Source organism: Pseudomonas sp. NyZ201, from assembly GCF_049860765.1.
Lineage (GTDB): Bacteria > Pseudomonadota > Gammaproteobacteria > Pseudomonadales > Pseudomonadaceae > Aquipseudomonas > Aquipseudomonas bharatica.
On record NZ_CP187557.1, the window covers coordinates 5238442 to 5265424 of the forward strand.

Here is a 26983-nt window from a genome sequence, read left to right on the forward strand (position 1 = left end):
ATTTCACGCGGAGGAACCTGCCATGTCACTTAGCGTCTTCGACCTGTTCAAGATCGGCATCGGCCCCTCCAGTTCCCATACCGTCGGCCCGATGCGCGCTGCCGCACGCTTCGCCGAAGGGCTGCGGCGTGATGGCCTGTTGGCCGCCACCCACAGCGTCAAGGTCGAGCTGTATGGTTCGCTCGGCGCCACCGGCAAGGGCCACGGCAGCGACAAGGCCGTGCTCCTCGGGCTGGAAGGCGAGCACCCCGACAGCGTCGATACCGACAGCATTCCCGCCCGCCTGCAGGCGATCCGCGACAGCGGCCGTCTCGACCTGCTCGGCGAGCACAGCATCGATTTCCAGGAAAAACAGCACCTGGCGATGATCCGCAAGCCGCTGGACTACCATCCCAACGGTATGATCTTCCGCGCCTTCGACAGCGCCGGCCTGCAGATCCGCAGCCGCGAGTATTACTCGGTGGGCGGTGGTTTCGTGGTCGACGAGGACGCCGCCGGGGCCAACCGCATCGTCGAGGACAAGACCCCGCTGGCCTACCCGTTCAAGACCGCCAAGGAACTGTTGGCTCATTGCACCGCGCAGCACCTGTCGATCAGCCAGGTGATGCTTGCCAACGAAGCCGCCTGGCGCCCGGAAAGCGAAACCCGCGCCGGCCTGCTGAAGATCTGGCAGGTGATGCAGGACTGCGTCGGTGCCGGCTGCCGCAACGAAGGCATCCTGCCCGGCGGCCTGAAAGTCCGCCGCCGTGCCGCAGCGTTGTACCGCCAGCTCTGCGCCAGCCCGGAAGCCAGCCTGCGCGATGCCCTGTCGGTGCTCGACTGGGTCAACCTGTACGCCCTGGCGGTGAACGAAGAAAACGCCTTCGGCGGACGGGTGGTCACCGCCCCGACCAATGGCGCCGCCGGCATCGTTCCGGCGGTGCTGCATTACTACATGCGCTTTATCCCCGGCGCCAATGAAGACGGCGTTGTGCGCTTCCTGCTCACCGCCGCCGCCATCGGCATCCTCTATAAGGAGAACGCCTCGATCTCCGGTGCCGAAGTCGGCTGCCAGGGCGAAGTCGGCGTGGCCTGTTCGATGGCCGCAGGTGCCCTGTGCGAGGTCATGGGCGGCAGCGTGCAGCAGGTGGAGAACGCCGCGGAAATCGGCATGGAACACAACCTGGGCCTGACCTGCGACCCCATCGGCGGCCTGGTCCAGGTGCCCTGCATCGAGCGCAATGCCATGGGCTCGGTGAAGGCCATCAATGCGGTGCGCATGGCCTTGCGCGGCGACGGGCAGCATTTCGTCTCCCTCGACAAGGTCATCCGCACCATGCGCCAGACCGGCGCGGATATGAAAAGCAAATACAAGGAGACCGCCCGCGGCGGTCTGGCCGTCAACATCATCGAATGCTGACATCCCTTTGCAACCCAGGAGTTCCAAATGTCCACCGAAACACTGCTGAAAACCCCGCTGCATGCCCTGCACCTGGAACTGGGCGCGCGCATGGTGCCGTTCGCCGGCTACGACATGCCGGTGCAGTACCCGCTGGGGGTGATGAAGGAACACCTGCATACCCGTGAACAGGCCGGCCTGTTCGATGTTTCGCACATGGGCCAGATCCGCCTGCGCGGCGCCAATGCGGCCAAGGCCCTGGAAAGCCTGGTGCCGGTGGACATCATCGACCTACCCGTAGGCATGCAGCGCTACGCCATGTTCACCAACGAGCAGGGTGGCATCCTCGACGACCTGATGGTCGCCAACCTCGGTGATGGCGAACTGTTCCTGGTGGTCAACGCCGCCTGCAAGGACCAGGACCTGGCCCATCTGCGCCAGCACATCGGCGACCAGTGCGAGATCGAGCCGCTGTTCGAGGAGCGCGCCCTGCTCGCCCTGCAAGGCCCGGCGGCGGTCAAGGTGCTGGAGCGCCTGGCGCCGCAGGTGGCGAAGATGACGTTCATGCAGTTCGCACCGGTGCAACTGCTGGGCGAGGACTGCTATGTCAGTCGCTCGGGCTACACCGGTGAGGATGGTTACGAGATCTCCGTCCCGGCAGGGCAGGCCGAGACGCTGGCCCGCCGCCTGCTGGACGAACCGGAAGTCGCCGCCATCGGCCTCGGTGCCCGCGACTCCCTGCGCCTGGAGGCAGGCCTGTGCCTGTATGGCCATGACATGAACAGCACGACCACCCCGGTCGAGGCCAGCCTGCTCTGGGCCGTTTCCAAGGCCCGTCGCGCCGACGGTACAAGGGCCGGCGGCTTCCCAGGAGCGGCGCGGGTCTTCGCCCAGCAGCAGGAAGGCGTGGCACGCAAGCGTGTCGGCCTGCTGCCACAGGAGCGCACGCCGGTGCGCGAAGGCGCCGAGATCGTCGACGAAGCGGGCGAAGTGATCGGCCAGGTGTGCAGCGGCGGCTTCGGCCCGACCCTGGGCGCACCGGTCGCGATGGGCTACCTGGACAGCGCCCGCTCGGCCCTGGACAGCCAGGTCTGGGCCATCGTGCGCGGCAAGCGGGTGCCGATGAAAGTGAGCAGGATGCCGTTCGTGGCACAGCGTTACTACCGAGGCTGAGCCCAGGACAAAAAGTGTCATGGTGCGTTCGTATTATTCGATTTCGAACGCACCGGCAAACTTTCGAACATGAGCCTCGGCAAGGCCCTGAAAGGGTGCAAAAAAAGCCGCCGATAACGGCTTAAAAAAGCCTGGAACCGCGACTCTCCAGGGCTTGTTTTTCCCGGGGAAGTTAGCGTAGAGTCGATGCACTGTGTTTGCGTGGGTCGCTCGGTTAGTGACCTGGAACAGTAGGCTGAGATTCGCTACAAACCGTTCGACGTCTCTTACTTTCCTGCAACCCAGCCCAGTGTTCTTTCATTACAAACCGATGAAAGAAACTGTAATCACAATTCAAAGTTTCAAAGGGAATAAGACATGTCTACACGTCAGAGCGGTACCGTCAAGTGGTTTAACGACGAGAAGGGTTTCGGTTTCATCACTCCTGAAAGCGGTCCGGATCTGTTCGTACACTTCCGCGCCATTCAGGGCAGCGGCTTCAAGAGCCTGAAAGAAGGCCAGAAAGTGACCTTCGTCGCTGTGCAAGGCCAGAAAGGCATGCAGGCTGACGAAGTGATCGCTGAAAACTGAGTTTTCGCACGCCCCGAAAGCCCCTGTCTTCGACAGGGGCTTTTTTTTGCGCGCAATTCCGTAGAATGCAGGCTTTTGCGCCAGGAGCCTCATTGCATGTCCAAACCCTTGCTCCAGCCGCAGGGCGACTTTCCGGCTGCCGGACTTGGCCGTCGTTTCGCGGCGATGTTCTACGACTTCCTGCTCTGCACCGCCCTGCTGATGGTGACCACGCTGGTCTACAAGATGATCCAGATGTCGATCATCGGCGAAACCCGCATGCGCGCCATGACCGAAGCCGGCGCCCTGGATGGTGATCCGCTGCTGTCCACGGTGTTGCTGTTCGTCCTGTTCGGCTTCTTCGCCAAGTTCTGGACCCATGGCGGCCAGACCCTCGGCATGCAGGTATGGGGTGTGCGCGTACAGAACGCCGACGGCAGCGCCATCAGCCTGTGGCAGGCACTGCTGCGCTTCATCGTGTCGATCGCTTCCTGGCTATGCGTTGGCCTGGGTTTCTTCTGGGCGCTGTTCGACAAGCAGAAACGCAGCTGGCATGACATCTACTCGGAAACGCAGTTGGTGCGGATTCCCAAGCGCAAGAAGTGACAGACAGCAAAAAGCCGACCCAAGGGTCGGCTTTTTCATGCCTGCAAGAAGCGGATCAACCCGCCCTACGCAACAACCACACCCCCGCCAGCGCGCAGATCACCGCCGGCAGCAGCACCGCCAGCAACGGCGGGAAACCGAACACCTGGCTGGACGGCCCGAGCAGGTCCTGGGCGATGCGGAACACGAAGCCCACCAGCACACCGGTGAACACGCGCTGGCCAAGGGTCACCGAACGCAACGGGCCGAAGATGAAGGAGATCGCCATCAGTACCAGCGCGGCGGTCACCAGCGGTTGCAGGACCTTGGTCCAGAACGCCAGCCAGTAGCGGTCGTTGTTCAGGCCCTGGTCGGACAGGTAGTGGATGTAATCCCACAAGCCGGTGATCGACAGCGACTCCGGGGCCATCACCACGGTATTCAGCAGTTGCGGGGTCAAGGCCACGTCCCAGCGCTCTTCCGGAGCTTTCACGATCTCGGTGTGATCACCGCGGAACAGCGTGGTGGTGACATCGGTGAGCAGCCAGTGGTCCTGCTGGTACTGGGCACGCCGGGCAAAGCTCGACGACTGCATGTGCCGCTCGGCATCGAAGCGGTAGCGAGTCACACCAAGCATCAGGCCGTTGGGCTGCACCGTGTTGATATGCACGAACTCCTCGCCCTGGCGGTGCCACAGGCCACGCTTGGAGGTTTGCGCCTCGCCGCCACCCTGGGCCAGGGAACGGTCGGCCTGGGCCTTGTTCTCGGTGACCGGAGCGACGTACTCGCCGATCAGGACACCGGCCAGCATCAAGACCAGCATCGGCTTCATTACCGCCCAGACGATGCGACCGACGGACACACCGGCAGCACGCATGACAGTCAGCTCGCTGTTGCTGGCCAGGCTGCCGAGGCCGATCAGGCACCCGATCAGGCCGGCCATCGGCAGCATGTCGTAGAGACGCCGCGGCGCGGTCAGCAGGACGAACTGGCCCGCGTTCCAGAGGGTATAGGTGTCGCTGATATCGCCCATCTCGTCGATGAAGGCGAACAGCGAGGCGAGGGCCAGGATGATCCCGAGCACGGCGAGAATCGCCAGGAACACGCTGCTGCCGATGTAGCCGTCAAGCTTGCGCATGAGGCACCTCCGCAGCACGGGCACGCATCTTCAGGCGCAGCGGCTCCCAGTACATCAGGCCGAGACCGATCAGCAGGAACAGCAGGTGGACCGGCCACAGGCCCACGGAAAGCGGGATCTTGCCCTTCTCCAGGGCGCCGCGGGCGGCAATCAGGACGGTCAGGTAGGCCATATACAGGAGAATCGCCGGCAGCAGCTTGAGGAAACGGCCCTGACGCGGATTGACCCGCGACAGCGGCACCGCCATAAGGGTCACGATGAACACCAGCAGGGGCAGCGACAGGCGCCACTCCAGCTCTGCGCGCTCGCGCGGGGCATCGCTCTTGAACAGCTCGGAGGTGGGGATCGCCTCGCGTTCGGTGATGTCCTGGCTGACTTCCGGCTTGGGCAGCAGTACGCCATAGGTGTCGTACTTGATCGCCCGGTAGTCGGCCTGGCCCGGATTTCCGTCGTAGCGATAGCCGTTTTCCAGGATCAGGTAGCGATTGCCGTCGGCCTGGACTTCCTGGCGCCCTTTTTCGGCGACCAGCACGCTGATGCCGCGGTCCTTGCTCTTGTCGCTGGAGAAACGCTTCTCGGAAATGAACACGCCGGCCAGGTTGGCGCGGTCGTCCGAGAGTTGCTCGGTGTAGGTCACCCGGGTGCCATCACGCAGGGTCTGGAAACGGCCCGGCACCAGGGTGTCGAACTCGGTCAGGGCATCCTGCTGGTTGATGATCTGCGCAACGCGCGCGACGCCCTGCGGCGCCAGGCTCAGGCTCAGCCAGGCGACGATCAGCGCCACCAGCGCGGCCGGTGCAAGGGTCATGCACAGCAGGCGTTGCTGGCTCATGCCGGTGGCGGAAAGCACGGTCATTTCGCTTTCCAGGTACAGGCGCCCATAGGCCAGCAGGATGCCAAGGAACAGGCCCAGCGGCAGGATCAACTGCAGGAAGCCCGGCAGGCGATAGCCCATGATGAGGAACAGCACGCCCGGATCGAGCATGCCCTGTGCGGCCTGGGCCAGGTACTTGATGAAGCGCCCGCTCATGATGATGACCAGCAGCACGGCGCTGACGGCACTCAAGGTCACCAGGACCTCGCGGGACAGATAACGGAAGACGATCAAACCAGCCACTCCTGGGTTGTCAGGCTCGGACAGCCAAACAAGGAAAACGTTGCAACCAACAAGATAGTTGCCGGTGCGTCAATGCACCCGGACTTCGAAGTGGGCGCATTATCCTGTGATTGCCCCTGCCTGTCACTTCGCTCCGTGCAATGCTCGAAAACGGGGTTGTCATGGGCGCCGCACCGGGCTCAAACTGGCGGCTTTGCGTCTGGCCCCTCACGCCGGCCAGGTCACTTCGAGCGCTCGCTGTGGTTTATACGACAGGCAGCGCGCTGACAGTTCATTCGGGGACCCTGACATGGAATTGGTTGTAAAAAGTGTAGCCGCAGCATCCTTGAAAACCGCCACCCTGGTCCTGCCCGTCGGCGAAGGCCGCAAACTGGGCGCCAGCGCCAAGGCCGTCGATGACGCCGCCAAGGGCGCCCTGAGCGCCGTGCTCAAGCGTGGCGATATCGCCGGCAAGGTCGGCCAGACCCTGCTGCTGCAAGGCATCGCCGGGCTGAAGGCCGAACGCGTGCTGCTGGTCGGCACCGGCAAGGACGAAAGCCTGGGCGACCGCAGCTGGCGCAAGATCGCCAACGCCATCCTCGGTGCCCTCAAGGGCCTGAACGGCGCCGACGCGGTACTGGCCCTGGACGACGTCGCCGTGGCCGGCCGCGATGCTCACTACGGCAAGATCCGCCTGCTGGCCGAAACCCTGCTCGACGGCGAATACGTCTTCGACCGTTTCAAAAGCCAGAAAGCCGAACCCCGCGCCCTGAAGAAAGTCACCCTGCTGGCCGACAAGGCCGGGCTTGCCGACACCGAGCGCGCAGTCAAGCACGCCGTGGCCATCACCAGCGGCATGCGCTTTACCCGCGACCTCGGCAACCTGCCGCCGAACCTGTGCCATCCAACCTTCCTCGCCGAAGAAGCGAAGAACCTCGGCAAGGCGTTCAAGGGCCTCAAGGTCGAAGTCCTCGACGAGAAGAAGATCAAGGACCTCGGCATGGGCGCCTTCTATGCCGTCGGCCAGGGCAGCGACCAGCCGCCCCGCCTGATCGTGATGAACTACCAGGGCGCGAAGAAGAGCGACAAGCCGTTCGTGCTGGTGGGCAAGGGCATCACCTTCGACACCGGCGGCATCAGCCTGAAGCCGGGCGCCGGGATGGACGAGATGAAATTCGACATGTGCGGTGCTGCCAGTGTCTTCGGCACCCTGCGCGCCGTGCTCGAACTGCAGTTGCCGATCAACCTGGTATGCCTGCTGGCGTGCGCGGAAAACATGCCGAGTGGCGGCGCGACCCGTCCGGGCGACATCGTCACCACCATGAGCGGGCAGACCGTGGAGATCCTCAACACCGACGCCGAAGGCCGCCTGGTGCTGTGCGACACCCTGACCTACGCCGAGCGCTTCAAGCCGCAGGCGGTGATCGACATCGCCACCCTGACCGGCGCCTGCATCGTCGCCCTCGGCAGCCATACTTCGGGCCTGATGGGCAACAGCGAAGCGCTGGTCGAACAATTGCTCGACGCCGGCAAGCGCGCCGACGACCGCGCCTGGCAATTGCCGCTGTTCGATGAATACCAGGAACAACTGGACAGCCCGTTCGCCGACATCGCCAACATCGGCGGGCCGAAGGCCGGCACCATCACCGCCGGCTGCTTCCTTTCGCGCTTCGCCAAGGCTTACGACTGGGCGCACCTGGACATCGCCGGCACCGCCTGGATCAGCGGCGGCAAGGACAAGGGCGCCACTGGCCGCCCGGTCCCGCTGCTGACCCAGTACCTGCTCGACCGCGCCAATGCCTGATCCGGAGGCCGGCCGGTCCCGCGACAGGCCGGCGACTGCCCGATGAGCAAAGTCGACTTCTACATCCTGCCCAGCCCCTCCGCCGCCGTGCGCCTGGACTTCGCCTGCAAGCTGTGCGAAAAGGCCTGGCGCCTCGGCCATCGGGTCTATCTGCACTGCGCCGATGCGGCACAGCGCGATGAGCTGGATGCCCGCCTCTGGGCCTTCAAGGGCGAGGCGTTCGTGCCCCACAGCCACGCCGAGGAAGATGCCGCGGCAGCGGTGGCACTGGGTATTGGCGAGAATGCCGGCGAACACCAGGACCTGCTGGTCAATCTCGACCTGAAGGTGCCACCGTTCGCCGGCCGCTTCGCCCGTATCGCCGAGATTGTGGTGGAGGACCCGGCGATCCGCCAGGCCACCCGAGAGAGTTTCCGCTTCTACCGTGAACAGGGCTATGCTCTGCAAGATCACCGCTTACAGCGATTCTGACGACGATGGACAAACGCCCGCCCCTGCCTCAATCCGCACACTTGCTCGACGACCTGGAATCGATCCGCCAGCTGCTGGGCGATGAAACCCTGCAGCCGCCGCTGCTGACCGAGACCGTGGAAGAACAGATCCCTTTGCTGCTGGAACCTGCCGATGAACCGGCCAGACCGGCACCCGCCGCGTCCCCGGCGGAAGCAGTCGATCCGCAGACCCGCCGCCAGGACACCCTGCTGCACCTGGACGCCGAACTTCGCGCCGCCGCGCAGTTGATCATGCAGGACGTGATCGACGATTTCGCCCCGCACATCGAGACCGAGATCAAGCGCCGCCTGGATGCACGCCTGGAACGCCTGCTCAACCAGTCTTCCTAAACTGCACAAAACCCTGTGGGAGCGGGTTCACCCGCGATTGCGATGGTGGGGCCACTACCGTAATCGCGGGTAAACCCGCTCCCACAGGGTCCGCGTCGCGCTTTTGCCCTTGCCCTGCTTATCGCCTCAACCCCCCGCCTCCGTTATACTTCCCGGCTTTCCCGAATAAATGCCATAGGGTCCCCCCGCGCAATGGATAAGACCTACCAGCCGCACGCCATAGAAACCTCCTGGTACAACACCTGGGAGTCCGAGAACTACTTCGCCCCGCAAGGCGCAGGCGAGTCGTACACCATCATGATCCCGCCGCCGAACGTCACCGGCAGCCTGCATATGGGCCACGGCTTCAACAATGCGATCATGGACGCCCTGATCCGCTTCCGCCGCATGCAAGGCCGCAACACCCTGTGGCAGCCAGGCACCGACCACGCCGGCATCGCCACGCAGATGCTGGTGGAGCGTCAACTGGAAGCCAAGGGCCAGAACCGCCACGACCTGGGCCGCGAGAAGTTCCTGGAAAAGGTCTGGGAATGGAAGGATCAGTCCGGTGGCAACATCAGCCGTCAGATCCGCCGCCTGGGCTCCTCGGTGGACTGGAGCCGCGAGCGCTTCACCATGGATGACGGCCTGTCCGAAGCGGTCAAGGAAGCCTTCGTGCGCCTGCATGAGGACGGCCTGATCTACCGCGGCAAGCGCCTGGTCAACTGGGACACCAAGCTGCACACGGCGATCTCCGACCTCGAAGTGGAAAACCACGACGAGAAAGGCCACCTGTGGAACCTGCGCTACCCGCTGGCCGACGGCGCGAAAACCGCCGAGGGCCAGGACTACCTGGTGGTTGCCACCACCCGTCCGGAAACCATGCTCGGCGACGCGGCCGTGGCCGTGAACCCGAACGACGAGCGCTACCAGGCACTGATCGGCAAGTTCGTCGAGCTGCCGCTGGTCGGCCGACGCATCCCGATCATCGCCGACGATTACTGCGACCCCGAGTTCGGCACCGGCTGCGTGAAGATCACCCCGGCCCACGATTTCAACGACTACGAAGTCGGCAAGCGCCACAACCTGCCGCTACTGAACATCTTCGACAAGAACGCGGCGGTCCTGGCCAACGCCCAGGTGTTCAACCTCGACGGCAGCCTCAACGAGTCCATCGACGCGCGCCTGCCAGCCAAGTACGCCGGCCTCGACCGCTTCGCCGCGCGCAAGCAGATCGTTGCCGACTTCGAAGCGCTGGGCCTGCTGGTCAGCGTCGACGACCACGCCCTGAAAGTGCCGAAGGGCGACCGCTCGGGCACCGTCATCGAGCCGTGGCTGACCGACCAGTGGTACGTCTCCACCAAGCCGCTGGCAGAGCCTGCCATCGCCGCCGTGGAAGACGGCCGTATCCAGTTCGTGCCCAAGCAGTACGAGAACATGTACTTCTCCTGGATGCGCGATATCCAGGACTGGTGCATCAGCCGCCAGCTGTGGTGGGGCCATCGCATCCCGGCCTGGTACGACGCGTCCGGCAAGGTCTACGTCGGTCGCAGCGAGGAAGAAGTCCGCGCGAAGAACAACCTCGGTGCCGACGTGGTCCTGAACCAGGACAACGACGTCCTCGACACCTGGTTCAGCTCCGGCCTGTGGACCTTCTCCACCCTCGGCTGGCCGCAGCAGACCGAATTCCTCAAGACTTTCCACTCCACCGACGTGCTGGTCACCGGCTTCGACATCATCTTCTTCTGGGTCGCCCGGATGATCATGCTGACCATGCACCTGGTGAAGAACGAGGACGGTACCCCGCAGGTGCCGTTCAAGACCGTCTACGTCCACGGCCTGGTGCGCGACGGCCAGGGCCAGAAGATGTCCAAGTCCAAGGGCAACGTCCTTGACCCGCTGGACATCGTCGACGGCATCACCCTCGATGCGCTGCTGGAAAAACGCACCAGCGGCCTGATGCAGCCGAAGCTGGCGGAGAAAATCGCCAAGCAGACCAAGGCCGAGTTCCCTGAAGGCATCGCCAGCTACGGTACCGATGCCCTGCGCTTTACCTTCTGCTCGCTGGCGTCCACCGGCCGTGACATCAAGTTCGACATGGGCCGCGTCGAGGGCTACCGCAACTTCTGCAACAAGATCTGGAACGCCGCTCGCTACGTGCTGGACAAGGGCGAAGACTGCGGTCAGAACGGCGAGGCCTACGAGCTGTCCCTGGCCGATCGCTGGATCATCTCGCAGTTGCAGCGCACCGAAGCCGAAGTGACCCGCCAACTGGAACAGTTCCGCTTCGACCTGGCCGCCCAGGCCCTCTACGAGTTCATCTGGAACCAGTACTGCGACTGGTACCTGGAGCTGTCCAAGCCGGTGCTGTGGGACGAGAACGCCCCGGTCGAGCGCGCCCGCGGCACCCGTCGCACGCTGGTGCGCGTGCTGGAAGTAGCGCTGCGCCTGGCCCATCCGTTCATGCCGTTCATCACCGAGGAAATCTGGCAGCGCCTGGCGCCGCTGGCCGGCATCGACGGCAAGACCATCATGCTGCAGCCATGGCCCGTTGCGAACGAAAGCCGCATCGACGCCGCCGCCGAAGCTGATATCGAGTGGGTCAAGGAACTGATGCTCGGCGTCCGCAATATCCGCGGCGAAATGAACATCGGCCCGGGCAAGCCGCTGCAACTGTTCCTGAAAAACGCCAGTGCCGATGACCAGCGCCGCCTGGTCGAGAACGAAGCCCTGCTGAAGAAACTGGCGAAGATCGAGTCGTTCACCGTGCTCGGCGAACAGGACGAAGCGCCGCTGAGCGCCACTGCGCTGGTGGGTGACCTGCAAGTGCTGGTGCCGATGGCCGGCCTGATCGACAAGGACGCCGAGCTGGCGCGCCTGAACAAGGAAATCCAGCGTCTGCAAGGCGAGGTCCAGCGAGTCGGCGGCAAGTTGTCCAACGCCGCCTTCGTCGACAAGGCCCCGCCTGCGGTGATCGACAAGGAGCGCGCCAAGCTGGCCGAAGCCGAACAGGCCCTGGCCAACTTCACCGAGCAGCACGCGCGGATCGCAGCCCTGTAAAGCGACGCGGACAGTGTGGGAGCGGGTTCACCCGCGATTGCGTCATTGAATTCACCACCGCAATCGCGGGTGAACCCGCTCCCACATTGTCCGCGGCCGATCAACACATCACGCGGTAATCCTTGAGAGCGGGCCTGGCCCGCTCTTGTATTAATGACCATGAACAAACCCAGCCTGCACCCACGCAATCGCCACCAAGGCCGCTACGACTTCCCCCAGTTGATCAAGAGCAGCCCGGAACTGGCGCGCTTCACCATCACCAACCCCCATGGCAAGCCGAGCATCGACTTCGCCGATCCGGAAGCGGTGCGGGTGTTCAACCGGGCGCTGCTCAAGGCCCAGTACGGCATCCAGTTCTGGGATATTCCCGCCGACTACCTGTGTCCGCCGATTCCCGGCCGTGCCGATTACCTGCACGCGCTGGCCGATCTGCTGGCCGCAGAAAACGCCGGGGAGATCCCTCGTGGTGCGCAGATCCAGGTGCTGGACGTCGGCGTCGGCGCCAACTGCATCTACCCGCTGCTGGGCAATGCCGATTACCGCTGGCGCTTCGCCGGCTCGGATATCGACCCGGTCGCCCTGGCCTCGGCCAAGGCCATCGTCCAGGCCAATGGCCTGGGCAAGTTCATCAGCCTGCGCCAACAGGGCAACCGCAAGCACATCCTCAGCGGCCTGCTGGCTGCCGAGGAGCGCTTCGACCTGACCCTGTGCAATCCGCCCTTCCACGCCTCCCGCGAGGAAGCTACTCGGGGCAGCCAGCGCAAATGGCGCGCCCTGGGCAAGGCCGATCCGAAGCGCAAGCTGCCGGTGCTGAACTTCGGCGGGCAGAACAACGAGCTGTGGTGCGAGGGCGGCGAGATTCGTTTCGTCACCCAATTGGTGCAGGAGAGCAAGGCCTTGGGCCAGCAGGTGCTGTGGTTCAGCAGCCTGGTGTCGAAGGCATCCAACCTGCCGGGCATCGAAGCCGCGCTGAAGAAGGCTGGCGCCGTGGAGCAGCGGGTGATGGAGATGGGCCAGGGGCAGAAACAGAGCCGCCTGGTGGCCTGGACTTTCCAGGATGCGGACACTCGCCAGCTTTGGCGCGAGCAACGCTGGAAATAACCAACTTTCGGCAGGTATAAAAAAACCGCATCAGGCTCGCGCCGGATGCGGTTTTTTCGTGCTGCTTACAATTACTTGTTAACAGCGTCGGTCAGCACTTTGGCTGGCACGAACTTGACGACTTTCTTGGCAGCGATTTCGATGGCAGCGCCAGTCGAAGGGTTGCGACCGGTACGGGCAGGACGCTCGGTGATTTTCAGCTTGCCAATGCCTGGCAGGGTGATTTCGCTGCCGTTTTCCAGTTGATCAGCAACGATCTGGCCCAGTTGCTCCAGAGCGTTACGCGCGGTGGTTTTCGGCGCGTCGATAGCTTCAGCGATATCGGCGATCAGTTGGTCTTTGGTCAATGCCATGGTGGTGTTCCTTCCCTAATCAAATTCAGTGAGTTTGCAGAGTGCCGTGTCAGCCGTCGATTCCGGCTCCGTAGTGCGGAAAGCCGGGGTACTTCCATTTTGCCAATCGCGTATGTAGATACATAAAAATGCGATTGGTTCGACGTGACGCCAGCGGTCTGCCAGCAATGCGCCTTAAGGGGGGCGCAAGACCGGGCAAAACTACCACAGGAATGGATAAATATCCGCTTCGCCCAGGGCAAAAGTGCAGGTTTTTCGGGGGTTTACACAAAATATCGCAAAAAAGGGAAGGAAAAACGAACCTTGGTCCCTCTCAGCAACTACAGAACAGCGTCGCAAGCCCCAGCTAGGTTACACTTGGCCACTTTGCCCGGCCCCGCGCCATACCTTCACCGAGCCGAGAATTCCATGCCGATCCGCCACTGCATCGTCCACCTGATCGACAAGAAACCCGATGGCAGCCCTGCAGTCCTGCACGCGCGCGATTCCGAACTGGCAGAATCGACCGCCATCGAAAACCTCCTGGCCGACCTGAACGACAGCTACAACGCCAAGCAAGGCAAGGCATGGGGCTTCTTCCATGCCGAGTCAGGCGCCCACCCCTTCAGCGGCTGGCTGAAGGAATACCTCGATAGCGAGAAGACCTTCACCGAATTCAGCCGCATCGCGGTGGAACACCTGCAGAAGCTGATGGAAGAGTCGAACCTGTCGGTCGGCGGGCATGTGCTGTTCGCCCATTACCAGCAAGGCATGACCGACTACCTGGCCATCGCCCTGCTGCACCACAGCGAAGGCGTGGCGGTGAACGCCGAGCTGGATGTCACTCCGTCCCGCCACCTGGACCTCAGCCAGTTGCATCTGGCGGCACGGATCAATATCTCCGAGTGGCGCAACAACCAGAATTCGAAGCAGTACATTTCCTTTATCAAGGGCAAGAACGGCAAGAAGGTCTCGGACTATTTCCGCGACTTCATCGGCTGCCAGGAAGGGGTCGATGGCCCGGGCGAAACACGCACCCTGCTCAAGGCCTTCAGCGATTTCGTCGAGAGCGAGGACCTGCCCGAGGAAGCCGCCCGCGAGAAGACCCAGACCCTGGTCGACTACGCCACCAGCCAGACCCGCGCCGGCGAGCCAGTGACCCTCGAAGAACTGTCCGGCCTGATCGACGAAGACCGGCCGAAAGCCTTCTACGACCATATCCGCAACAAGGACTATGGCCTGTCACCGGAGATTCCGGCGGACAAGCGCACCCTGAATCAATTCCGCCGCTTCACCGGCCGCGCCGAAGGCCTGTCGATCAGCTTCGAGGCTCATTTGCTGGGTTCGAAGATCGAGTACGACGAGGAGGCCGGAACCCTGATCATCAAGGGCCTGCCGACCCAATTGACCGACCAGTTGAAACGCCGCAGGGACTGAACCGCCGGTCCGAACTGGCATTTTTGTCAGTAGCTGCGCCTACGTCCGCCTCCTTAGCCTGAGATTGTCACCACCGGCAATCTCGGACTTCTGCCCCGCTCGTGGTGACTGCCTGCCAGTCAACCTTCGCTTGCCGGGGTGAACGATGAAGATACTCGCGACATTTCTTGCACTGACGACCGTACTCGCCTCGGGTACCACCCTCGCCGGCCCCGGCGAGGATACGGTCAACGCCATGAACGCTCGCCTCGCTGACCAGAGAGTGAATTGCGGCGCGCTGTCGATGCCCGCCGTTCTCTGCACCGGAGTCATAGCCAGGGCCACCGACGACCCCAGGTTCTGGGTACCCCAGGAAAAGAACATCACGTCCGGCGCGATCTCCGCCTCGTACCTGCGCAACGATGCCAAGTTCAAGACACTGGTCTTTGGCCGCAACAGAGGCTTCACCCTGTTACCGGTCTTGCTCAACCGGCCAAACAACCAAACTTACGAAGTGCTCTGCGCCTTCCCCAACGATGGCGGCACGGATAACCGCAACGATCGCGGCTGCGGGGATCATGTGCTGAACCCCGAGGTGCAGGACTACTGCGACGTGCTGGGCATCATGACCGGGGATGACTGGAACAAGAGATTCCGTTCCGACAAGGTGCTGTACAGCGAGATCTGTGCCTTCGACATTCGCGACCGTCGCGACGCCCATGCCGGCCCGGCCTTCATGGCCAGTATCGACGCCCGCAACCTGGGCGGCGAGACCCTGTTCGCCGTGCAGAACGAACTGCGCATCGCCACCTGGGGCAACCACCCGCCCTTCGACCCTCCGGTGGAAAGTGTCTTCTACACCACGCCTCCGGTGTCCGACACCTCGGGCCTGGAGGGTGCCCGGGCCGAGCAGATCGAATGGTGGCTGGCAGCCAGGCAGTACCTGCCGTTGGTCAAACTGAACCTGCCGCAGACCATGGCGGCCAATCCGAGCTTTGGCTTCGACACCGCGGATCAAGTGATCCAGCCTGTCAGCGAACCCGACCAGTGCCCGGGCTTCATCAAAAGCTCTGCCTGGAAAACCGAACGCAAAGGCGCCTACTTTGCCACTCAATTGGACAGCCTGCAGGTCGAGCTCAACGATTGCGCGAAAACTATCCCGCCCAGCCAATTGAACAACCTGTTCAATGAGATCGCTGCCCGCCATTACCGGGACGAGAAATGGGGAGACCACCCGGTGCTTACCACCGACGCTACGCAGAACGCGGCGCTGGTGCAGGCAAAGAGCTATCCACGCCCCACCCATATCGTCAGCGGCATGCGCGCTCAATTGGCCTGCCAACTGGCACTGCCGGCAAGACCGGCGATCATCACCCTGGAGCCCAAGCGGCCCGAGGGTACGACCGAAACGTTGAAGAACATGAACTGCAACCTTTAAAAGGAAGCTCCGGCGAAGGAGGCCACCAGGGCCTCCTTCGCGCTTTTGCGCAGGCGCTTGATCAGGCGTTCATGACGCAGGGCCTGGGACTTGTCCGGCCACTGCTCGACGTAGACCAGCGCCACCGCCGGGCTGGTGCTGAAATAGCGGGCCCCCTGGCCTTTCTGGTGGGCGGCGAAACGCTTTTCCGGGTTATCGCTGATGCCGCAGTACAGCGAACCATTGGCCGCGCGCACCAGATAGACATACCAGGGCTTATCGGAAATGGCAGGAGCGGCGATATCGTTCACGGTACAAGGCGGGGTCTGACGGCAGAAGCCGACAGCTTACCGCCTCAGCGCCCGCTCTGGAACGCGCGCAGGCCCTTGAGCGCCTGCTGCCCGACCTTCGCGCGCAGGAAGGGCGTCCAGCCCAGCAGCAGCCCCGGAGTGCCCAGCGCCTGGCGGGACCAGCGCCAGAAATCGAAGACATCATGGTGTTCGACGATCAGGCCGTCGCGAATGACGAAGGTGGCACGAATATCGTTGACCACCACGCGTCCCGTCTGGCTGAACAGGTAGGTCGCTACCCAATGCGCCGAACCGCCGCGCTCGTCGGCGCGGACGTTATCGAAGGTCAGGGAGAAGTCCTTGGCCCGGCTGGTCAGCATGCGCCACATATCGCCAGCATCCTTGCCGCGCAAGGTGCCGAAGGCCGGGTCGCTGAAGACGATATCGGGGCTGTAGCAAGCGACCATCGCCTCGGCATCCAGGCGCTGGAAGGCCTGGTAGAAACGGTTGATCAGGGCACTGTTGGCATCGCTCATGGCGGGTTCCATCACCGGAAGGATCGAGCGATGCACGATAGTCCGGCTGGCAGCACAAGGCCAGTGCCATCAACCGGACGAATGGCGCGACTTCAGATCCGCTCGCTGCTCACCCGGACATACCGTGCGCGGCCGGCCAGCAACCCGAAGCCGATGGCACCGGTGCCGATTACCGCGAAAATCCAGCCCAGCGCATTCCAGCCACCGGACAGGTCATGCACCAGGCCCACCGCGAACGGTCCGGCCGAGGCCAGGGTGTAACCTACGCCCTGGGCCATACTCGAAAGATGGGCAGCGACATGGGCGTCCCGGGAACGCAGGACGATCAGGGTCAGGGCCAGGGCGAAGGTGCCGCCCTGGCCGATGCCGAGCACCACGGCCCAGCCCCACAACCCGCCGAGCGGCGCGTACAGGCAGCCGAACAGACCGACCAGGGTCAGCAGCATGACGATAACGATCGCCAGGCGCTGGTCCTTGCCGCGGGTGGCCAGCATCGGCGCGGTCAGTGCGCTGAGCAATTGCACGATCACCGAGCCGGACAGCACCAGGCCCGCTTCGACAGGGCTCAGGCCCCGACCGATAAGGATCGACGGCAGCCAGCCGAAGACGATATAGGCCAACGAGGACTGCAGGCCCATGTACAGCGTGACTTGCCAGGCCAGGCGGTCGCGCCACAGGCCGCGTACCTGGAACGCGGCATGATGCGCGCCGTGGCCTTGACGGGCCTGTGGCAACCAGATCAAGGCTGCCAGCAGCGCTGGAACCAGCCAGACGCCAAGCCCGAGGCGCCAGTCATCGCCGAAGTGATGCCCCAGCGGCACAGTCGCCCCCGCCGCCAGCGCCGCGCCCAGGCACAGGGCCATGGTGTAGACGCCCATCAGGCTGCCGGCATGGTTCGGAAAATCGCGCTTGACGATGCCGGGCAGGAGAACGCCAATCACCCCGATGCTGGCACCCGCGACGAGGCTGCCGGCGAAGATGCCGAAGCTGCCAAGGGTGCTGCGCAAGGCAATGCCGCCAGCCAGGCACAGCAGCACGCCGAGGATCACCCGCTCGCTGCCGAAACGCCGTGCCAGCAGCGGTGCCAGGGGCGCGAACAGGCCCAGGCACAGCACCGGCAAGGTCGTCAGCAAGCCGGCCTGGGAACCGCTCAGGCCCAGGCTGCGAGACACATCACCGAGAACCGGGGCCATGCTCGACAGCGCCGGACGCAGGTTCAGCGCCACCAGCACCAGGCCGAGCAGGAGCAGCCAGGCGCTGGGTTGCCGGGCAGGCGGCTGCAATTCGGCATCGTCGACTTCGGCGTCGATCAGCAATTCGTCAAGCACCGGCCCGTGGGGCGTCGGCTTGGTGGGAAGGTCTTGGCCCATGGCAGTCTCGAAAGTTCAAGGTTCATTGATCAACGTCCGGCTGAGGGTCTTGGCCCGTTCCGGATCTTGTCGCTCGACGGCGTCGAGGATTTCTACGTGCAGGTCGAATACCGCCTGCTTGCGCGGGGTGTGGCTCATGCTGTGTTCCAGCTTCATCGCCACCACACTGGAGAAATAGCGGTACAGCTCGCTGAGCGCCGGGTTGTGCGCGGCGTCCACCAGGCGCTGGTGGAAGACCAGGTCGCAGCGGATGTAGTCGTCGAGCTCGCCATGGAAATGGTTGCCGCTGTGCTTGAGCGCCTCGTGCAATCCGGCCAGGTCCGCCTCGGTACGACGCAGCGCGGCCAGGCCGATGGCTTCGGCTTCCAGCAGGTGCCGCGCCTCCCTGGCATGTTCCAGGCTGCAGGCCGACAGCGCCTGCACCGCCGACAACGGATCGGAGGCGGTGCGCAGGTAGCTGCCATCGCCCTGGCGGATCTCCACCTGGCCGCTGAAGGCCAGTACGCGCATGGCTTCACGCACGGTGTTGCGGCTGATGCCGAGTTCGGCAGCCAGTTCGGGCTCGGTGGGCAGGCGCTGGCCAACGGCCCAGAAGCCCTGGGTGATGCGCTGGCGCAGTTGTTCGACGGCTTGTTCGACCAGGGAGCGTTTGATAAGCATTGGGCTATTACATCCAATCATCGGATGAATTCAGGGAGGGCAAGGGTAACGGGTTGTTTCAGGTAAATGCAAACATCCGGGGGATTTGTGGTGAACTTCAGGGCCTCATCGCCGGCAACGCCGGCTCCCACAGGTCCTGCGGTGTACGCGATACCTGTGGGAGCCGGCGTTGCCGGCGATGGGATTTCAGGTCATTCCAGGGCGTCGAGCAACGCCTGGTTCTGCTCTTCGGTACCGATGCTTATACGCAGGAACTGGTCGATCCGCGGCAGCTTGAAGTGCCGCACGATCACGCCCTGCTCACGCAGCGCCGCAGCGATACCGGCAGCATCTTTCTGCGGGTGACGGGCGAAGATGAAGTTGGCCGCCGACGGCAGCACCTCAAAACCACGCGCGGTCAACTCGGCCACCAGCTTCTCCCGACTGGCGATGACCTTGTTGCACGTCTCTTCGAAATACCCGCGGTCCTCGAACGCCGCAGTGGCGCCGACGATGGCGATACGGTCGAGCGGATAGGAGTTGAAACTGTTCTTGATCCGCTCCAGCGCCTCGATCAGGTCCGGGTGCCCGACTGCCAGGCCAACCCTGAGCCCCGCCAGCGAGCGCGACTTGGACAGGGTCTGGGTCACCAGCAGGTTCGGGTAGCGGTCCACCAGGCTGATCGCGGTCTGCCCGCCGAAATCGATATAGGCCTCATCCACCACCACCACCGACTCGGTGTTGAGCTTGAGCAGTTGCTCGATGGCGTCCAGGGCCAGCAGGCAACCGGTCGGCGCGTTCGGGTTGGGGAAGATGATCCCGGCGTTCGGCTGGCTGTAGTCTTCGACGCGAATCTGGAACTGCGCGTCCAGCGCCACCGGTGCCGACTTGATGCCATACAGGCCGCAGTACACCGGATAGAAGCTGTAGCTGATGTCCGGGAACAGCAACGGCGCGTCGTGCTGGAACAGGCCGTGGAAGATGTGCGCCAACACTTCGTCCGAGCCGTTGCCGAGAAACACCTGGTTGGGCTGCACGCCGTAATAGCGAGCGACGGCCTGCTTGAGCAGGTCGCTGTTCGGGTCCGGGTACAGGCGCAGGTTCTCGCCCAGTTCGCCGCGCATGGCTTCCAGCGCTTTCGGCGAAGGGCCATACGGGTTTTCGTTGGTGTTGAGCTTGACCAGCTTGGTCAACTTCGGCTGTTCGCCCGGTACGTAGGGCACCAGGTTCTTGACGAAGGGGCTCCAGAATTTGCTCATGTTCAGTTGCCCTCTTTATCGGCAAGGATGCGGTATTCGGCACTGCGCGCGTGGGCGCTGAGGGACTCGCCGCGGGCCAGGACCGATGCGGTCCTGCCCAGTTCGGAAGCCCCCTGTTCGGAACAGAAGATGATCGACGAACGCTTCTGGAAGTCGTAGACCCCCAGCGGCGAGGAGAACCGTGCGGTACCGGAGGTCGGCAGCACGTGGTTCGGGCCAGCGCAGTAGTCGCCCAGGGCTTCGCTGGTGTGGCGGCCCATGAAGATCGCACCGGCATGACGGATCTTCGGCAGCCAGGCCTGTGGATCGGCGACCGACAGCTCCAGGTGCTCCGGCGCGATGCGGTTGGCCACTTCGATGGCCTGCTCCATGTCGCGAACCTGGATCAGTGCGCCACGCCCCTCCATGGAGGTGCGGATGATCCCGGCACGGTCCATGGTTGGCAGCAGCTTGTCGATGCTGGCGGCGACACGCTCGAGGAAATCGGCGTCGGGGCTGACCAGGATCGACTGGGCGTCCTCATCGTGTTCGGCCTGGGAGAACAGGTCCATGGCGATCCAGTCCGGGTCGGTCTGGCCATCACAGACCACGAGGATTTCCGACGGGCCGGCGATCATGTCGATACCGACCTGGCCGAACACATGGCGCTTGGCAGTGGCGACATAGATGTTGCCCGGACCGACCACCTTGTCCACCTGCGGGACGCTCTCGGTGCCATACGCCAGGGCCGCGACGGCCTGGGCACCGCCAATGGTGAAGACGCGATCGACACCGGCGATGCAGGCCGCGGCAAGGACCAGTTCATTGACCTCGCCGCGCGGGGTCGGCACCACCATCACCACCTCGCTGACCCCGGCGACCTTGGCCGGAATGGCGTTCATCAGCACGGAGGACGGATACGACGCCTTGCCGCCCGGCACGTAAAGGCCGGCACGATCCAGCGGGGTGACCTTCTGGCCGAGGACGGTGCCGTCGGCCTCGGTGTAGCTCCAGGAATCCTGCTTCTGCCGCTCGTGGTACAGGCGCACACGCTCGGCAGCCTTTTCCAGGGCCTGGCGCTGCTCCGCGGTGATGCGGGTCAAGGCCAGTTCCAGGCGCTCGCGGCCGAGAATCAGGTCATCGATGGATTTGGCGTCGACGCCATCGAAACGCTGGGTGAACTCCACCAGCGCTGCGTCGCCGCGCTCACGCACGGCCTGGATGATGTCGAGGACCCGCTGGTTCACCGCGTCATCGGACACGCTTTCCCAGCTCAGCAGATGATCCAGATGTCGGGCGAAATCCGGGTCAGCGGCATTGAGTCGGCGAATTGCGGTGGACGTGGTCATAGCTAAGGCCTCGGTTATTTGGCGAATGCTCAGGCGCCCTGAAGCTACCAGACCATCCGCGCGGGCACCCGAGAAAATTGGCTATGACGCGGATAGACGGGCGCGGCTAAAAGCCGCGCGCATGGTCAGCCGCGGTGTCGCGACTCCACGGCCTGGCGCAGGGTGTCGATCAGGCTCTGGATACGGGCGTGCTGCATCTTCATCGATGCCTTGTTGACCACCAGGCGGGAGCTGATGGTCGCGATGAGTTCCTGGGGCTCAAGACCGTTGGCCCGCAGGGTGTTGCCGGTATCGACGACGTCGATGATCTTGTCGGCGAGGTTCACCAGCGGTGCCAGTTCCATCGAGCCATAGAGCTTGATGATATCGACCTGGCGGCCCTGCTCGGCGTAGTAGCGCTTGGCAACGTTGACGAACTTGGTGGCGACGCGCAGGCGGCCCTTGGGCTCCGGGGCGCCGATGGCACCGGCGGTCATCAGCTTGCAGCGGGCGATGTTCAGGTCCAGCGGCTCGTACATGCCCTGGCCGCCGTATTCCATCAGCACGTCCTTGCCGGCCACACCCAGATCGGCGGCACCATGCTCGACATAGGTCGGCACGTCGGTGGCCCGCACGATCAGCAGGCGCACGTCGTCCTGGGTCGTGGGGATGATCAGTTTGCGGCTCTTGTCCGGATTCTCGGTGGGCACGATGCCCGCTTCCGCCAGCAGCGGCAGGGTATCGTCGAGAATGCGGCCCTTGGACAGCGCGATGGTCAACATGAAACGTCGGTCCTTATGCGGCTTGAAGCCGCCGGCCCTGTACGAGCAACCGGCGGCGATCAGTTCGGTACGGCAGTGTCGGCGCGTCCCTGCGCCTGGTGCAGGCTAGCCCGGTACGCGACGGATCTTCGCGCCAAGCATCTGCAGTTTTTCCTCGATGCATTCGTAGCCGCGATCTATGTGGTAGATGCGGTCGATCAGGGTGTCGCCCTCGGCAACCAGTGCCGACAATACCAGGCTGGCAGAGGCCCGCAGGTCGGTGGCCATGACCGGGGCGCCTTTCAGGGCCTTGGTCCCGGTGACGATGGCAGTGTTGCCCTCGACCTGGATCTGGGCGCCCATGCGGTGCATTTCGTAGACGTGCATGAAGCGGTTTTCGAAGATCGTCTCGATCACCGCGCCAGTGCCTTCGGCAATCGCGTTGAGGGAAATGAACTGCGCCTGCATGTCGGTCGGGAACGCCGGGTACGGTGCGGTACGCAGGTTGACGGCCTTGGGCCGCTTGCCGTGCATGTCCAGTTCGATCCAGTCTTCGCCGGTGGTGATTTCCGCGCCGGCTTCCTTGAGCTTCTCGAGGACGGCTTCGAGGATGGTCGGATCGGTGTCCTTGACCTTGACGCGACCACCGGTGACGGCAGCGGCGACCAGGTAGGTGCCGGTCTCGATACGGTCGGGCATGACGCGGTAGGTCGCCGAACCCAGGCGCTCGACGCCATCGATGGTGATGGTGTCGGTACCGGCACCCTGGATCTTCGCGCCCATGGCGATCAGGAAGTTGGCCAGGTCGACCACCTCCGGCTCGCGCGCGGCGTTCTGCAGGACACTGCGGCCCCTGGCCAGGGCAGCGGCCATCATGATGTTCTCGGTACCGGTCACGCTGACGGTATCGAAGAAGAAGTGAGCACCGCGCAGGCCGCCTTCAGGCGCCTTGGCCTTGATATAGCCACCTTCCACTTCGATCTTCGCGCCCATGGCCTCGAGGCCGCGGATGTGCAGGTCGACCGGACGCGAACCGATGGCGCAACCACCCGGCAGGGCCACTTCGGCCTCGCCGAAACGGGCGACCATCGGGCCCAGCACCAGGATCGAGGCGCGCATGGTCTTGACCAGCTCGTACGGCGCGACCAGGGTCTTGATGGTGCGTGGATCGATCTCCACCGAGAGTTTCTCGTCGATCACCGGCTCGATGCCCATGCGCCCGAACAGCTCGATCATGGTGGTGATGTCGTGCAGGTGCGGCAGGTTGCCAACGGTGACCGGGCCATCGCACAGCAAAGTGGCCGACAGAATCGGCAGGGCCGCGTTCTTCGCGCCGGAGATGCGGATCTCGCCGTCGAGACGAGCGCCGCCAGTAATAATCAGTTTGTCCATTTGAACTCTCGCCGCCACAGGTGGCTCAGGTGCGCTCAGCCCAGGCTGCGCTGCTGAAAAATTTCATGGTGACCGCGTGGATGCGGCCATCGGTGATCCACGGATTAAGGTGAGCGTAGATCTGCTGCTGACGCTTGACCGGGCTCAGGGCCGCGATTTCGTCGCTGATCACGTTCAACTGGAAGTTGCAGCCTTCGCCTTCAACTTCGACCCGGGTTCCCGGCAACTTTTCTTCAAGGAAGTTCTTAACTTCTACGGCCTGCATGCTCAACCTCAATCGGCGCCCTGTGCGCGCGGGTCGGCCATCATACAAAAAAGCCCCTCGCCTGCGAACCCCGTTGACGAGGACTCTGACAGAGGGGCTTCGTTTCGCTTACTCGATCACTGCAATGCCAGGATGTCGTCCAGGCCATAGACCTCGGCGATTTCCCGCATGCCGTGGGGCATGCCACGGATTGCGCAGTGTTTTCCGGCGGCCTGGGCGTCACGGATAAAGCCCAGCAGCAAGGACAGGCCGACGCTGCTGGACTGCTGCACCGCAGTGCAATCGAGCACCAGCGCCTCGGCCTTGCTCGACGCAATCAGCGCGGCGCCCTGCTTGCGCAGGTCCGGACCGGAGCGATAGTCGAGAATGCCGGCCAGGCTCAACACACCCGGCTCGGCCAACTGCACGCTGCCAAGGCTCATTGCGCCTGCTTCTCCGCCGCATCCTCGGTGACCGCCTTGGCCTTGGCGACTTCGCCGGCCCAGTTGTCGATGGTCTTGTCGAGGTCGTTGCCGTTGCGCTGCATGGCGTCGGCGAACTGGTCACGGAACAGCTTGCCGATGTTGATGCCGTTGACGATCACGTTGCGCACCTTCCACTCGCCGTTGAGCTTCTGCAAGGTGTACTGCACCGGATAGACAGCGCCATTGGTGCCGGTGACCTTCATGCCGACGCTGGCGCGATCGCCGTCCTCGGCCTTGGCCGGATCCACCACGATACCCTGATTGTTGTACTCCAGCAGGGCGTTGCCATAGAACTGCATCAGGCTGCGCTTGAAGTTTTCCTGGAAGCGCTGCATCTGCGCCGGGCTGGCCTGGCGCGAGTACTTAACGGTCATGATGCTCTTCGAGATGCCGTCGGCATCCACGACCGGGCCGAGGATGTTGTTCAGCGCATCGTAGAACTGGCCAGGATTGGCCTTGTACTGCTCCTTGTTGGCCTTGAGGTCGTTGAGCAGCTGGGTGGTGGTGCCCTGAATCACGTCATGGGCCGATTGACCCGGTGCCGCCAGTGCCAGCATGGGCAGGGCCGCCAGCAACACCAGCAGGCCGCGTCGCAGGATGGAAATCATGGAAACTCCTTATTTAGCTTCTTTGCCTACGGTATTGAGCAGGAACTTGCCAATCAGATCTTCCAGGACCAGCGCCGACTGCGTGTCATGGATCACGCCGCCATCCTTGAGCACGGAATCTTCCCCGCCGACGCTGATGCCGATGTACTTCTCGCCGAGCAACCCGGCGGTCAGGATCGATGCAGTGGAGTCGACCGGGAGGTTGTCCACGCTCTTGTCCAGTTGCAGGGTCACCCGACCGGTATAGGTATCGCGGTCCAGATCGATGGCCGTGACCTTGCCGATGGTCACACCGGCCATGGTCACTTTTGCTCTGACCGTCAAACCGGCGATATTGTCGAAATTCGCATAAAGTTTATAGGTATCGCTGCCAGGGCTGGCGGACAGGCCACTGACACGCAGGGCCAGCAGGATCAGCGCCAGGATCCCGGCCAGAAGGAACAGGCCGACACCGATTTCCAGGGTGCGGTTTTGCATCAGAAATCTCCAAACATCAGGGCGGTCAGAATAAAGTCCAGGCCAAGGACTGCCAGCGAGGCATAGACCACGGTTCTGGTGGTGGCCCGACTGATCCCCTCTGAGGTGGGCTCGCAGTCATAGCCTTGAAAAACGGCAATCCAGGTGACGACGAAGGCAAACACAACGCTCTTGATCACGCCGTTGAGCACGTCATCGGTAAACGACACGCTGTTCTGCATGTTCGCCCAGAATGAGCCTTCATAGACCCCCAGCCAGTCCACCGCGACCCACGAGCCGCCCCAGATGCCCACCACGCTGAAGATCATCGCCAGCAGCGGCAGGGAAATGAAGCCGGCCCACAGGCGCGGGGCGACGATGTACTTGAGCGGGTCGACACCGATCATTTCCAGGCTGGAAAGCTGTTCGGTGGACTTCATGTTGCCGATCTCGGCGGTCAGCGCGGAACCGGCACGCCCCGCGAACAGCAGCGCGGTGACTACCGGCCCCAGTTCGCGCAGCAGGGTCAGGGCGACCATCTGCCCCACCGCCTGCTCCGAACCGTACTTGGTCAGGATGCTGAACCCCTGCAGGGCCAGGACCATGCCGATGAACATGCCGGATACGACGATGATCGCCAGCGACAGCACGCCTACCGAATAGAGCTGGCGCACCAGCAGCTGGAAGCCGCCACCGATACCGCCGCGCCCGACCAGCGCGTGCAACAGGAACAGGCAGGAGCGCCCCATGACCGCGACCACGTCGATGGCCGAACGGCCGAAACGGCGGATACGTTCAAGCAAGGATTTTCTGCGCATCTAACGCTTCCCCAACAGATCGGCGCGGTAGTCTGGCGCAGGAAAATGGAAAGGCACCGGTCCGTCCGGGTCGCCCTTCATGAATTGGCGGATGCGCGGGTTGTCCGAGTCCATCAGCTCCGCCGGGGTACCCTGGCCAAGCACCTGGCCGTCGCCCACCACATAAATGTAGTCGGCGATGCTGGCGGTTTCCGCCAGGTCATGGGAAACCACGATGCTGGTGATGCCAAGCGCATCGTTGAGCAGGCGGATCAGGCGTACCAGGACGCCCATGGCGATCGGGTCCTGACCGACGAAAGGCTCGTCGTACATGAGGATCTGCGGATCCAGGGCGATCGCCCGGGCCAGCGCCACGCGGCGCTTCATGCCACCGGAGAGCTCGTCGGGCATCAGTTCGATGGCGCCGCGCAGGCCGACGGCCTGCAGCTTCATCAGAACGATGTCGCGAATCATCTCCTCGGAAAGCCGGGTGTGGACGCGCAACGGAAACGCGACGTTCTCGAACACGTCGAGGTCGGTGAACAGCGCGCCGCTCTGGAAGAGCACGCCCATCTGCTTGCGCGCGTCGAACAGATCGCTGCGCGACAGGGTCGGCAGGTTCTGCCCGGCCACCCACACTTCACCGCTGGCCGGTCGCAGCTGGGCGCCCATCAGGCGCAGCAGCGTGGTCTTGCCACAGCCGGAGGGCCCCATGATGCCGGTGACCTTGCCCTTGGGAATGCGTATGTCGACATTATTGAAGATGCTGCGCGAGCCGCGCTTGAAGGTCACGCCCTTCAACTCGACCGCGTAGGCGTTATCAACGCTCATCTAGACTCCTTGCGATGCAGCCTTGAGCTCAGACGCACGGCCCCTTCGTGGAGACACGCAATAATCGAGCAGGCCGAACTGGTGGCGAACTATAGCACCGCTGGCAAGGCCTTCCCAAGGCCATCGCGCTGCCTGTTC

28 protein-coding genes are annotated in these 26983 nt (G+C 63.5%); 11 read left to right on the top strand and 17 right to left on the bottom strand.

Features of this window, described 5'->3' with window-relative positions; all coding sequences use genetic code 11:
• The first annotated feature begins 22 nt into the window (after positions 1-22).
• The 4 genes from ACPFMA_RS23490 (at position 23) to ACPFMA_RS23505 (ending at position 3706) form a co-directional block, all read left to right on the top strand.
• Entirely contained in the window at positions 23-1399 is a 1377-nt protein-coding gene (locus tag ACPFMA_RS23490) for an L-serine ammonia-lyase (RefSeq protein WP_425928855.1), read from the top strand.
• A 27-nt stretch (positions 1400-1426) separates the two neighbouring features.
• The gene (gene gcvT / locus ACPFMA_RS23495; protein WP_425928856.1) at positions 1427-2551 is read left to right on the top strand and encodes a glycine cleavage system aminomethyltransferase GcvT; all 1125 of its coding nucleotides are present in this window, start codon (positions 1427-1429) and stop codon (positions 2549-2551) included.
• Positions 2552-2908: 357 nt separating this feature from the next.
• Positions 2909-3121, top strand: a complete 213-nt coding sequence (locus tag ACPFMA_RS23500; protein ID WP_064301650.1) for a cold-shock protein — start codon at positions 2909-2911, stop codon at positions 3119-3121.
• A 96-nt stretch (positions 3122-3217) separates the two neighbouring features.
• Positions 3218-3706 (top strand): RDD family protein, encoded by a 489-nt coding sequence (locus ACPFMA_RS23505; RefSeq protein ID WP_064301649.1) that lies wholly within the window; start codon positions 3218-3220, stop codon positions 3704-3706.
• A gap of 55 nt (positions 3707-3761) precedes the next feature.
• Here ACPFMA_RS23505 and lptG read toward each other — a convergent pair whose 3' ends face one another.
• Entirely contained in the window at positions 3762-4823 is a 1062-nt protein-coding gene (lptG, locus tag ACPFMA_RS23510) for an LPS export ABC transporter permease LptG (protein WP_064301648.1), read from the bottom strand.
• A complete protein-coding gene (lptF, locus tag ACPFMA_RS23515) occupies positions 4810-5931 on the bottom strand; it encodes an LPS export ABC transporter permease LptF (protein WP_064301647.1) in 1122 nt (373 codons plus the stop codon). Before lptF ends, lptG begins: the two co-directional genes overlap by 14 nt.
• Before the next feature lie 298 nt (positions 5932-6229).
• Between lptF and ACPFMA_RS23520 the strand changes: the two genes are divergently transcribed.
• From ACPFMA_RS23520 to rlmF, 5 genes are all read left to right on the top strand, one after another.
• Complete coding sequence (locus ACPFMA_RS23520; protein WP_064301646.1) at positions 6230-7723, top strand: leucyl aminopeptidase; 1494 nt, start codon at positions 6230-6232, stop codon at positions 7721-7723.
• Positions 7724-7765: 42 nt separating this feature from the next.
• A complete protein-coding gene (locus ACPFMA_RS23525; RefSeq protein ID WP_064301645.1) occupies positions 7766-8194 on the top strand; it encodes a DNA polymerase III subunit chi in 429 nt (142 codons plus the stop codon).
• A gap of 5 nt (positions 8195-8199) precedes the next feature.
• A complete protein-coding gene (locus ACPFMA_RS23530) occupies positions 8200-8565 on the top strand; it encodes a DNA polymerase III subunit chi (RefSeq protein WP_420058713.1) in 366 nt (121 codons plus the stop codon).
• A gap of 192 nt (positions 8566-8757) precedes the next feature.
• Positions 8758-11604, top strand: a complete 2847-nt coding sequence (locus ACPFMA_RS23535) for a valine--tRNA ligase (protein WP_064301643.1) — start codon at positions 8758-8760, stop codon at positions 11602-11604.
• A 153-nt stretch (positions 11605-11757) separates the two neighbouring features.
• Positions 11758-12705 carry a 23S rRNA (adenine(1618)-N(6))-methyltransferase RlmF gene (rlmF, locus tag ACPFMA_RS23540; RefSeq protein ID WP_425928857.1) on the top strand — a complete coding sequence of 316 codons (948 nt, stop codon included), beginning with the start codon at positions 11758-11760 and terminating at the stop codon, positions 12703-12705.
• 71 nt (positions 12706-12776) lie between these two features.
• Here rlmF and ACPFMA_RS23545 read toward each other — a convergent pair whose 3' ends face one another.
• The gene (locus ACPFMA_RS23545; protein WP_009398256.1) at positions 12777-13058 is read right to left on the bottom strand and encodes an HU family DNA-binding protein; all 282 of its coding nucleotides are present in this window, start codon (positions 13056-13058) and stop codon (positions 12777-12779) included.
• Between the two features lie 408 nt (positions 13059-13466).
• Between ACPFMA_RS23545 and yejK the strand changes: the two genes are divergently transcribed.
• Entirely contained in the window at positions 13467-14474 is a 1008-nt protein-coding gene (yejK, locus tag ACPFMA_RS23550) for a nucleoid-associated protein YejK (RefSeq protein ID WP_420058715.1), read from the top strand.
• A gap of 145 nt (positions 14475-14619) precedes the next feature.
• A complete protein-coding gene (locus ACPFMA_RS23555) occupies positions 14620-15891 on the top strand; it encodes a hypothetical protein (RefSeq protein ID WP_425928858.1) in 1272 nt (423 codons plus the stop codon).
• Here ACPFMA_RS23555 and ACPFMA_RS23560 read toward each other — a convergent pair.
• The 14 genes from ACPFMA_RS23560 to ACPFMA_RS23625 form a co-directional block, all read right to left on the bottom strand.
• Positions 15888-16181, bottom strand: coding sequence for a GIY-YIG nuclease family protein (locus ACPFMA_RS23560; RefSeq protein ID WP_420058717.1), 294 nt, complete (start codon positions 16179-16181; stop codon positions 15888-15890). The genes ACPFMA_RS23555 and ACPFMA_RS23560 overlap by 4 nt on opposite strands.
• Before the next feature lie 44 nt (positions 16182-16225).
• Positions 16226-16696, bottom strand: a complete 471-nt coding sequence (locus ACPFMA_RS23565) for a nuclear transport factor 2 family protein (protein WP_425928859.1) — start codon at positions 16694-16696, stop codon at positions 16226-16228.
• Positions 16697-16788: 92 nt separating this feature from the next.
• The gene (locus tag ACPFMA_RS23570; protein ID WP_425928860.1) at positions 16789-18066 is read right to left on the bottom strand and encodes a CynX/NimT family MFS transporter; all 1278 of its coding nucleotides are present in this window, start codon (positions 18064-18066) and stop codon (positions 16789-16791) included.
• Between the two features lie 15 nt (positions 18067-18081).
• Positions 18082-18726: a FadR/GntR family transcriptional regulator gene (locus ACPFMA_RS23575; protein ID WP_420058719.1), complete on the bottom strand. Its 645-nt coding sequence runs from the start codon at positions 18724-18726 to the stop codon at positions 18082-18084.
• Between the two features lie 191 nt (positions 18727-18917).
• Entirely contained in the window at positions 18918-19964 is a 1047-nt protein-coding gene (gene hisC / locus ACPFMA_RS23580; RefSeq protein ID WP_420058720.1) for a histidinol-phosphate transaminase, read from the bottom strand.
• Positions 19965-19966: 2 nt separating this feature from the next.
• Positions 19967-21292, bottom strand: a complete 1326-nt coding sequence (gene hisD / locus ACPFMA_RS23585; protein ID WP_420058721.1) for a histidinol dehydrogenase — start codon at positions 21290-21292, stop codon at positions 19967-19969.
• A gap of 125 nt (positions 21293-21417) precedes the next feature.
• The gene (gene hisG / locus ACPFMA_RS23590; RefSeq protein WP_009398242.1) at positions 21418-22053 is read right to left on the bottom strand and encodes an ATP phosphoribosyltransferase; all 636 of its coding nucleotides are present in this window, start codon (positions 22051-22053) and stop codon (positions 21418-21420) included.
• A 105-nt stretch (positions 22054-22158) separates the two neighbouring features.
• On the bottom strand, positions 22159-23424 hold the full coding sequence (gene murA, locus ACPFMA_RS23595; protein ID WP_064301634.1) for a UDP-N-acetylglucosamine 1-carboxyvinyltransferase: 1266 nt from the start codon (positions 23422-23424) through the stop codon (positions 22159-22161).
• Positions 23425-23449: 25 nt separating this feature from the next.
• Positions 23450-23689 (bottom strand): BolA family protein, encoded by a 240-nt coding sequence (locus tag ACPFMA_RS23600; protein ID WP_009398240.1) that lies wholly within the window; start codon positions 23687-23689, stop codon positions 23450-23452.
• A 116-nt stretch (positions 23690-23805) separates the two neighbouring features.
• On the bottom strand, positions 23806-24111 hold the full coding sequence (locus ACPFMA_RS23605; RefSeq protein ID WP_064301633.1) for an STAS domain-containing protein: 306 nt from the start codon (positions 24109-24111) through the stop codon (positions 23806-23808).
• Complete coding sequence (locus ACPFMA_RS23610) at positions 24108-24761, bottom strand: MlaC/ttg2D family ABC transporter substrate-binding protein (protein WP_009398237.1); 654 nt, start codon at positions 24759-24761, stop codon at positions 24108-24110. The genes ACPFMA_RS23605 and ACPFMA_RS23610 overlap by 4 nt, the downstream gene beginning before the upstream one ends.
• Positions 24762-24770: 9 nt before the next feature.
• Positions 24771-25238 carry an outer membrane lipid asymmetry maintenance protein MlaD gene (gene mlaD, locus ACPFMA_RS23615; protein WP_009398235.1) on the bottom strand — a complete coding sequence of 156 codons (468 nt, stop codon included), beginning with the start codon at positions 25236-25238 and terminating at the stop codon, positions 24771-24773.
• Entirely contained in the window at positions 25238-26035 is a 798-nt protein-coding gene (gene mlaE, locus ACPFMA_RS23620) for a lipid asymmetry maintenance ABC transporter permease subunit MlaE (RefSeq protein ID WP_009398233.1), read from the bottom strand. Before mlaE ends, mlaD begins: the two co-directional genes overlap by 1 nt.
• Positions 26036-26845, bottom strand: a complete 810-nt coding sequence (locus ACPFMA_RS23625; RefSeq protein ID WP_009398231.1) for an ATP-binding cassette domain-containing protein — start codon at positions 26843-26845, stop codon at positions 26036-26038.
• Positions 26846-26983: the final 138 nt, after the last annotated feature.

Excerpts from the sequence above, each read along its gene's own strand:
- lptG (WP_064301648.1), bottom strand. The coding sequence starts at position 4,823 with ATGCGCAAGCTTGACGGCTACATCGGCAGCAGCGTGTTCCTGGCGATT.
- ACPFMA_RS23605 (WP_064301633.1), bottom strand. The coding sequence starts at position 24,111 with ATGAGCCTTGGCAGCGTGCAGTTGGCCGAGCCGGGTGTGTTGAGCCTG.
- ACPFMA_RS23625 (WP_009398231.1), bottom strand. The coding sequence starts at position 26,845 with ATGAGCGTTGATAACGCCTACGCGGTCGAGTTGAAGGGCGTGACCTTC.
- ACPFMA_RS23520 (WP_064301646.1), top strand. The coding sequence starts at position 6,230 with ATGGAATTGGTTGTAAAAAGTGTAGCCGCAGCATCCTTGAAAACCGCC.
- rlmF (WP_425928857.1), top strand. The coding sequence starts at position 11,758 with ATGACCATGAACAAACCCAGCCTGCACCCACGCAATCGCCACCAAGGC.
- ACPFMA_RS23555 (WP_425928858.1), top strand. The coding sequence starts at position 14,620 with ATGAAGATACTCGCGACATTTCTTGCACTGACGACCGTACTCGCCTCG.
- ACPFMA_RS23545 (WP_009398256.1), bottom strand. The coding sequence starts at position 13,058 with ATGGCATTGACCAAAGACCAACTGATCGCCGATATCGCTGAAGCTATC.
- mlaD (WP_009398235.1), bottom strand. The coding sequence starts at position 25,238 with ATGCAAAACCGCACCCTGGAAATCGGTGTCGGCCTGTTCCTTCTGGCC.
- gcvT (WP_425928856.1), top strand. The coding sequence starts at position 1,427 with ATGTCCACCGAAACACTGCTGAAAACCCCGCTGCATGCCCTGCACCTG.
- ACPFMA_RS23535 (WP_064301643.1), top strand. The coding sequence starts at position 8,758 with ATGGATAAGACCTACCAGCCGCACGCCATAGAAACCTCCTGGTACAAC.
- mlaE (WP_009398233.1), bottom strand. The coding sequence starts at position 26,035 with ATGCGCAGAAAATCCTTGCTTGAACGTATCCGCCGTTTCGGCCGTTCG.
- ACPFMA_RS23610 (WP_009398237.1), bottom strand. The coding sequence starts at position 24,761 with ATGATTTCCATCCTGCGACGCGGCCTGCTGGTGTTGCTGGCGGCCCTG.
- ACPFMA_RS23575 (WP_420058719.1), bottom strand. The coding sequence starts at position 18,726 with ATGCTTATCAAACGCTCCCTGGTCGAACAAGCCGTCGAACAACTGCGC.
- hisG (WP_009398242.1), bottom strand. The coding sequence starts at position 22,053 with ATGTTGACCATCGCGCTGTCCAAGGGCCGCATTCTCGACGATACCCTG.
- ACPFMA_RS23505 (WP_064301649.1), top strand. The coding sequence starts at position 3,218 with ATGTCCAAACCCTTGCTCCAGCCGCAGGGCGACTTTCCGGCTGCCGGA.
- ACPFMA_RS23490 (WP_425928855.1), top strand. The coding sequence starts at position 23 with ATGTCACTTAGCGTCTTCGACCTGTTCAAGATCGGCATCGGCCCCTCC.
- murA (WP_064301634.1), bottom strand. The coding sequence starts at position 23,424 with ATGGACAAACTGATTATTACTGGCGGCGCTCGTCTCGACGGCGAGATC.
- ACPFMA_RS23565 (WP_425928859.1), bottom strand. The coding sequence starts at position 16,696 with ATGAGCGATGCCAACAGTGCCCTGATCAACCGTTTCTACCAGGCCTTC.
- hisC (WP_420058720.1), bottom strand. The coding sequence starts at position 19,964 with ATGAGCAAATTCTGGAGCCCCTTCGTCAAGAACCTGGTGCCCTACGTA.
- ACPFMA_RS23500 (WP_064301650.1), top strand. The coding sequence starts at position 2,909 with ATGTCTACACGTCAGAGCGGTACCGTCAAGTGGTTTAACGACGAGAAG.
- ACPFMA_RS23570 (WP_425928860.1), bottom strand. The coding sequence starts at position 18,066 with ATGGGCCAAGACCTTCCCACCAAGCCGACGCCCCACGGGCCGGTGCTT.
- yejK (WP_420058715.1), top strand. The coding sequence starts at position 13,467 with ATGCCGATCCGCCACTGCATCGTCCACCTGATCGACAAGAAACCCGAT.
- ACPFMA_RS23530 (WP_420058713.1), top strand. The coding sequence starts at position 8,200 with ATGGACAAACGCCCGCCCCTGCCTCAATCCGCACACTTGCTCGACGAC.
- hisD (WP_420058721.1), bottom strand. The coding sequence starts at position 21,292 with ATGACCACGTCCACCGCAATTCGCCGACTCAATGCCGCTGACCCGGAT.
- ACPFMA_RS23525 (WP_064301645.1), top strand. The coding sequence starts at position 7,766 with ATGAGCAAAGTCGACTTCTACATCCTGCCCAGCCCCTCCGCCGCCGTG.
- ACPFMA_RS23600 (WP_009398240.1), bottom strand. The coding sequence starts at position 23,689 with ATGCAGGCCGTAGAAGTTAAGAACTTCCTTGAAGAAAAGTTGCCGGGA.